The following is a 7,005-nucleotide window of genomic DNA, read 5'->3' as shown; positions in this document are numbered from 1 at the left end:
TTTTTTTTTTTACCTCATGTCGTGTTTTGTTTTTTTTTTTTCCGCTTTGTTTCCGCACTCCTACCCCACCCAACCCCCCCCCCCCCCCCCCAACACACCGCGTCCGGTGCGGTCAGCCCGCCAGGTGCCCCCAGCGGGGCGCGAGCTCTCGCCACGGGCCGACCTCGGCGATCTCGCCGTCGGCGAGCACGACGACGCGGTCCGCGCGCGACAGGGCCGCGCGCTTCGACGTCGCCCCGACGACCGTGGTGCCACGCTCGCGCAGCGACGCCCACAGCTCGATCTCCGTGGTGGCGTCGAGGGCGCTGGAGACGTCGTCGGCCAGCAGCAGCTCGGCGTCCGTCGCCAGTGCGCGGGCGAGCGCCAGGCGCTGCACCTGCCCGCCCGACAACCGCACCCCGCGGTGGCCGACCAACGCGTCCGGTCCGCCGGCCTCGTCCACGTCCTGGCCGAGGCGCGCGGCCGCGACCGGGCCGTCGACGTCGCGCTCGTGGTCCAGGCGCACGTTCTCGCCGAACGTGCCGGACAGCACGCGCGGCACCTGCGCGACGTGGGCGACCTGGCCCGGGCGGAGGAACGCCTGGGCGTCGTCGACGTCCCGCTCGTTCCAGCGGATCCGGCCGGTGTGCTCCATGAGGCCGCTCAGCGCGGACAGCAGGCTCGACTTGCCCGAGCCGACCTGACCGAGCAGCAGCACGAGCTCGCCGCGCCGCACCTCGAGGTCGACCCCCGACACGCCGATGGTGCCGTCGTCGTGCACGGCCGTGACTCCCTCGAGGCGCAGCCGCTCGAGCGACTCGCGCGGGCCCGCGGCCGGCCGGGGCGCGTCGCCGGTGAGCAGGTCGACGCCCGCGGGCAGGTCCATGAGGTCGGCTCCCGCGGCGAACCGGCCCGTGGCCCGCTGCCACGACCGTGTGCCGGGCGCCTCCGTCACGACGGCCCCCGCGACGACGCCGAACCAGCCGAACCCGTTCACCGCGTTCGCGACGAGCAGCGCGGTCGCCAGGCCCCACGTGCCGGTGAGCAGGCCGGCCCAGGCCGCGACGACGCCGAGCTGCACCATGATCATCGGGACGCCGTCGAGGGCGGCCTGGATGCGGTGCTCGAAGATCGCGGCCCGGACGCGGCCGCCGTCCACCTCGCGCAGGTGCGCGTGCACCTGCGGCGTCCGCGCGGCGAGCTTCACCGTGCGCGCGGAGTCGAGCGCCGAGACGAGGGCGCGGCCGAACCGGGCGCGCGCGGCGGACGACCGGGTGGCCGAGCGGCCCGCGATCGGCCGACCGATCGCCGACGCGGCCGCCGAGACCACCATGACGGCCAGCAGCACGCCGCCGGCCAGCCACGACCCGCTGAGCAGCGCCGTCACGCCGGCGATGACCAGGCCGTTGACGAAGTCGACCCAGCGGTCCGCGTAACGCACGAACCGGTCGGAGTCCATGGCGCGGGCCACGACCTCGCCCGGCGGGGTGGCGCGCAGCCGCTCCTGGCGCGTCTGCCCGGCCATCACCGCCATCCGGACGCGCAGCAGCACCTCCACCCACCACCGCGGGTAGACGTACAGCGCCCACGCGAGCGCCAGCGGCGCGACGACGAGGAGCACGGCGAACGCGACCATGAGCACGGTGGGGAAGCCGGCGTCGAGGCCCTCGACCGCCCGCCCCCACAGGAACCCGGTCAGCGCGCCCTGCGCCGACACGAGGCTCGCCACGAGGAAGAGCGCCGCGCCGAGCACGCCCCACGCGGGGCGCACGAACAGCGCGTGCAGCACACCGCGCGCCAGGCTCGGGCCCTCGCCCGGATCGGCGAGGTCCGGCGCCGCGCCCCGGCGGCGCCTGCCGCCCACCTCGTGCGACGTCGCGCGCGCCGCCTCCAGCGCGCTCGACGACGTGCTCGATGTGGTCGTCCCGTGCCCGGTGAGGGCCGACGCGACCTCTTCCGCCCCGCCGGCGCTCGCGACGGGCGCGTCCGCGGCGTCGCTCGCGAGGAGCAGGTCACGGTACGGGCCGTCCTCGCGGGCGAGGCGCGCCCGCGGCCCCTGCTGCACGACGCGGCCGTGGTCGAGCGCGGCCAGCAGGTCGGCCCGCTCGATGGTCGTGAGCCGGTGCGCGACCAGCACGCCCGTGCGGCCGGCGAGCAGCCGCTCGGACGCCGCGACCACACGCGCCTCCGTGAGCGGGTCCATGCGGGCCGTGGCCTCGTCGAGCACGACCACCTGGACGTCGCGCACCAGCAGGCGCGCGAACGCGACGAGCTGCTCCTCCCCCGCGGACAGCGACGTGCCGCCCGGGCCGAGCAACGTGTCGAGGCCGTCCGGCAGGCCGGACACCCAGGCGTCGAGGCGCAGCTCTCGCACGGCCGCCTCGACGTCCTCGCGCGGGACGTCGGCGAACAGGGCGATGTTCTCGGCGAGAGTGCCGGCGAGGATCTCGGTGCGCTGCGTGACGACGCCCACCGCGGCGCGCAGCTTCTGCAGGTCCAGGTCGCGCACGTCGACGCCGCCGAGGAACACCGTGCCGGGCTCCGGCTCGACGGCGCGGGACAGCAGCGACGCGAGCGTCGACTTGCCCGAGCCGGTGCGGCCCACGAGCGCCACGGTCTGCCCCGCCGGCACGTGCAGGTTCACGCCCTGCAGCGCGAACGTGCCCTCGGCGTACGAGAAGTGCAGGTCGCGCAGCTCCAGGCCGACCGGCCCCTCGGGCAGGTCGCGCCCGCCCGTCGGCTCCGGCTCGACCGACAGCATCTGGCGGATGCGCGTGATGGCGCCCAGCCCCTCCTGGATGTCCGGCAGGTGGTGGATGAGGTTGTCCACCTGGCCCACGAACATCGAGGTGACCAGGAACAGCGTCACGAGGTCCTGCACGGCGAGGGTGCCGCCCGACGCCAGCGCGGCCCCGGCCACCGCGACGCCGGCCAGGAGCGACGCGAGCACCAGGCCGGCCCGGCGCAGCATCTTCGACTCGACGACGACCACGTCGCGGAACTTGCGGTGCACGTCCGCGGACCGCTGCGCCAGGCGGCGGATCGCGAACGGCTGGCCGAGGCTGGTACGCAGGTCGTCGCGGGCGGCCACCGACTCCTCGAACGCGGCCGCGTGGTCGGTCCAGGCCGCCTCCTCGATCACCTTGCGGCGGGCGATCTCGCCCAGCATCGGGCGCACGAGGACGCCCGCGAGCGCCCCCAGCAGCGGGAACAGGATCCACCCCGGCCACCAGGTGACGCCGGCGACCACGTACATGGGCACGACGCCCACCACGGTGCGGCCCGCGCCCCACAGCTGGCGGCGCACGAGCGTGCCCACCGCGTGGGTGTCGTCGTCGACCCGGTCCAGCACCTCACCCACCGCCTGCTCGGTGAGCGTGGCCAGCGGCTGGTGCATCGCCGCGGTGAGCAGGTCGCCGCGCAGCCGCCCCTCGGCGCGGTCGACGACGCCCGCCCACACGACCTGCCCGGCCGTGTCGAACAGGGCGGCGCCCACCACGCAGAGCGCGAGCAGCGACAGCAGCGCCCCCGTCGGGTCCTCCGCGAGGCGGCCCGCGACGACGGTGCCCAGCGCGGCGCCCACCGCCCCGAGAGTGAGCGCGACCAGCGCGACCGCGGCGACCGGCCCGCGCAGGCGCCGCCAGTCGAGGCGGCGCGACGGGTCCGTCGTGGTGGTCGCGGTGGGGGTGGCGTGGTCCGCGCGGGCGGCAGGGGCGTCGATCATGGCCCGAGAAGCCTATGCGGCGCCCCCGACGCTCCGCCGCAGAATTTTCGTCAGATCAGGCCGAGCGCACGCACGGCGTCCCGCTCCTCGGAGAGCTCCTGCACGCTGGCCGCGATCCGCTCGCGGGAGAAGTCGTCGATCTCGAGTCCCTCGACGACCTCCCACGCACCACCCGACGACGTCACCGGGAACGACGAGACGAGCCCCTCGGGCACGCCGTACTGCCCGGTCGACCACAGGCCCGCGCTGGTCCAGTCGCCCTCCGGCGTGCCCAGCACCCAGTCGCGCGTGTGGTCGATCGCCGCGTTCGCCGCGGACGCCGCCGACGACGCCCCGCGGGCGTCGATGATCGCGGCGCCCCGCTTCGCGACCGTCGGGACGAAGTCGTCGGTGAGCCAGAGCCTGTCCTCGTCCGCGTACCTCGCGCCCGGGGTCCCGGCGACGTCGGCCCGGAACACGTCCGGGTACTGGCTCGCGGAGTGGTTGCCCCAGATCGTCACGCGGCGCACCTGCGAGACCGGCACGTCCGCCCGCTTCGCGAGCTGGGACAGCGCGCGATTGTGGTCGAGGCGCGTCATCGCCGTGAAGCGGTCCTTCGGCACGTCCGGCGCGTTCGACGCCGCGATCAGCGCGTTCGTGTTGGCCGGGTTGCCCACGACCAGCACTCGCACGTCGTCCGCCGCGCCCGCGTTGATGGCGCGGCCCTGCGGCCCGAAGATGCCGCCGTTCGCCTCGAGCAGGTCCGCGCGCTCCATGCCCGGGCCGCGCGGCCGGGCGCCGACCAGCAGCGCGATGTTGGTGCCGGCGAAGCCCGCCGTCGGGTCGTCGTGGATGTCGATGCCGTCCAGCAGGGGGAAGGCGCAGTCGTCGAGCTCCATCGCGGTGCCCTCGGCGGCCTTCACCGCCTGCGGGATCTCCAGCAGCCGCAGCCGCACAGGGGTGTCGGGGCCGAGCATCGCGCCCGACGCGATCCGGAAGAGCAGCGCGTACCCGATCTGGCCCGCCGCCCCGGTGACGGTGACGTTCACTGGTGTGGTCATGCCCCTACTCTGACGCAGCCGGGCGCCGGGGTCGACCGCCACTCCGGACGGGCCCCGGACGGGCCCCGGCCCGTGCTCCGGACGAGGCTCCGACCGGCGCGCCGCACGTCGTGGCGGAGCGCGACCTGGGACGACGCGCGGTAACGTGCCAGAAGCGCCACCGTCGGCCCGCGCTCAGCAACCGTTCAGACCACGGTGGAAACATGCCCGCGCAGCCGGCCACGAGGCCGGTCACGCACGACCGGCCCCTCCACCGCGAGGGGCACACCGAGACGCCCGTCTCCCGAGCAGAGAAGGACCCTCATGTCCCAGGACATCGCCGCCGAGAGCGGTACGGCTTCGGTCGACGTCGAGACGGCGGCCGGCATCCCGGAGCACGGCCTGTTCGCGCGGCTCGCCGCCGAGGCCTTCGGCACGTTCGTGCTGGTGCTCGGCATCGTCGGCACCGCGACGTTCAACGCCGTCAACAACGGTCAGATCCTCCCGGTGGCCCTCGCCGGTGGCATCCTCGTCATGGGGGCCATCGCCGCCGTCGGCGGCGTGTCGGGCGGCCACTTCAACCCGGCTGTCACGTTCGGCCTCACCCTCGCGGGCCGCGCCACCTGGCGCGACCTCGTGCCCTACTGGCTGGCCCAGCTCGTCGGAGGCACCGCCGCCGCGGCCGTGATGTTCTCGATCATCCCGGACTCGTTCCCGGCGCTCACCGGGGCCGCGGACAAGGCCGCGCTCTTCCAGGGCACCGCGAACGGCTTCGGCTCGCACTCGCCGCTCGCCGCCCTCACGGCGGGGGCCGCGCAGCAGGGCGGCACCCCCGTCGAGTTCTCGTTGTGGGCCGCGCTCCTCGTCGAGGTCGTCGTCACCGCGGTGTTCGTCGGCGTGATCCTCGGCGTGACGAGCAAGCGCTCGAAGGTCACCTTCGCGCCCGTCGTCATCGGCCTGACGCTCGGCGCGATGCTCATCGTCGCCTGGCCGGTCACCAACGCGTCGCTCAACCCGGCCCGGTCGTTCGCGTCGGCCGTGTTCGGCGGCGGCTGGACGTGGGGGCAGCTGTGGCTGTTCGTCGTCGCCCCGCTGGTGGGTGGCGCGCTCGCCGCGCTGTTCTACCGCGCGTTCGCCCCGGTCCCCGCCCTCGTCCAGGCCGAGGTCGGCTCCGCGGCCGGCGACGACCTCGGCGACGAGGTCCGCGAGCACGACGTCGTCGACGACGGCGCCGTCCCGGCGGCGTCGACGGTCGACGAGAACGAGGGTGAGTGGGACGGGCAGGACGCCGACGACGCGACGTCCGGCACGGACGACGCGCCGAAGGGCGACGCGCCGCGCGCCTGACGTCCTCCAAGCACGCACGAGGGCCGGCCCCCGCAGGGGGGCCGGCCCTCGTGCGTGCGGGGAGGAATTCACCCGTCGGGAGCCGGGCGAGAAGTCGGACCTCTGGTACAAATGGCGCGCGCCGCCGATCCGCGCGGCCGCCAGCTCGCTGCCCGCCCCGATCGGAGTCGTCGTTGACCCCGTACGCGCCACCTCCCCCGCCGGCCGTCCAGCCCGCGCTCCCCGTGTCCCGTGCCACCGGGTGGGCCGTCGCCGCGGCGATCCTGTGCTGGCCGCTCGGTGTCCCCGCACTCCTGGGCGCGCAGCGTGCAGCACGGGCCTCCGGCGCCGGCGACCTCGCTGCGGCGGCCGCGCACGCCCGGGCCGCACGGAGGTACGGGATCGCGGCGGTCGTCGTCGCCGCAGTGCTGAGCGTGCTGCTCACCGTCATCATGCTGGCTCTGCTCGTCACCGCGCTGGTCGGCCTGGGCTGGCCGCACACCGTCCCGGCAGGGAGCGCCCGTGGCTGAGCCGGCGCGGGTCCCCGCCGCGGGCTCGCGGGCGGGCACGGCCTGGGCGATCGTCGCCATGGTCTTCTTCTGGCCGCTGGCGATCGGTGCCGTGCTCGCGTCCGTCCGGGCCTCGCGCGCTCGAGGCGCCGGCGACGACGCCGTGGCAGCGGAGCAGGTGCGCCACGTACGTGCGCTCGGCATCGCCGCCGTCGTCACCGGCGTCGTCGTCCGTCTCGTCGGCGTGGCGGTGCTCGTCGGGGCCGTGAGCCTGGCCGACCGCGCCCCCGTGCTGCTCGCCGCGTTCGCCGACGCCGCGCCGGTGCGCGACGCACCGGCGCGCCCCGTGCTGCCTACCTCTGTGAGTCTTCGGTTGGCTGGTCCGGGACTGGCTGGTGAGGATGACGTCGGTCGTCCTGCGTTGGTCGTGACTCCTGCTACCTATGGC

The 7,005-nt window shown here is 75.3% G+C and carries 5 protein-coding genes; 3 read left to right on the top strand and 2 right to left on the bottom strand.

What is annotated here, in order from left to right:
• Positions 1-112 precede the first annotated feature (112 nt).
• Together ABZ493_RS21565 and ABZ493_RS21560 are read right to left on the bottom strand one after the other, a co-directional pair.
• On the bottom strand, positions 113-3,703 hold the full coding sequence (locus ABZ493_RS21565) for an ABC transporter ATP-binding protein (protein WP_430584163.1): 3,591 nt from the start codon (positions 3,701-3,703) through the stop codon (positions 113-115).
• A 50-nt stretch (positions 3,704-3,753) separates the two neighbouring features.
• Complete coding sequence (locus ABZ493_RS21560; protein ID WP_430584162.1) at positions 3,754-4,743, bottom strand: malate dehydrogenase; 990 nt, start codon at positions 4,741-4,743, stop codon at positions 3,754-3,756.
• 303 nt (positions 4,744-5,046) lie between these two features.
• Between ABZ493_RS21560 and ABZ493_RS21555 the strand changes: the two genes are divergently transcribed.
• The 3 genes from ABZ493_RS21555 to ABZ493_RS21545 form a co-directional block, all read left to right on the top strand.
• Positions 5,047-6,069 (top strand): aquaporin, encoded by a 1,023-nt coding sequence (locus ABZ493_RS21555; protein ID WP_430584161.1) that lies wholly within the window; start codon positions 5,047-5,049, stop codon positions 6,067-6,069.
• Positions 6,070-6,293: 224 nt separating this feature from the next.
• On the top strand, positions 6,294-6,578 hold the full coding sequence (locus tag ABZ493_RS21550; protein ID WP_430584160.1) for a CD225/dispanin family protein: 285 nt from the start codon (positions 6,294-6,296) through the stop codon (positions 6,576-6,578).
• Positions 6,571-7,005 (top strand): CD225/dispanin family protein (locus tag ABZ493_RS21545; RefSeq protein WP_430584159.1); only part of this gene is annotated, 435 nt, incomplete at its 3' end. The genes ABZ493_RS21550 and ABZ493_RS21545, both read left to right, overlap by 8 nt.

It is taken from the genome of Isoptericola sp. NPDC019482 (genome assembly GCF_040632295.1).
GTDB lineage: Bacteria > Actinomycetota > Actinomycetes > Actinomycetales > Cellulomonadaceae > Isoptericola.
The sequence above is the reverse complement of the archived record's forward strand: the minus strand, read 5'-3'. Positions and strand labels throughout refer to the sequence as shown.

Excerpts from the sequence above, each read along its gene's own strand:
- ABZ493_RS21555 (WP_430584161.1), top strand. The coding sequence starts at position 5,047 with ATGTCCCAGGACATCGCCGCCGAGAGCGGTACGGCTTCGGTCGACGTC.
- ABZ493_RS21565 (WP_430584163.1), bottom strand. The coding sequence starts at position 3,703 with ATGATCGACGCCCCTGCCGCCCGCGCGGACCACGCCACCCCCACCGCG.
- ABZ493_RS21560 (WP_430584162.1), bottom strand. The coding sequence starts at position 4,743 with ATGACCACACCAGTGAACGTCACCGTCACCGGGGCGGCGGGCCAGATC.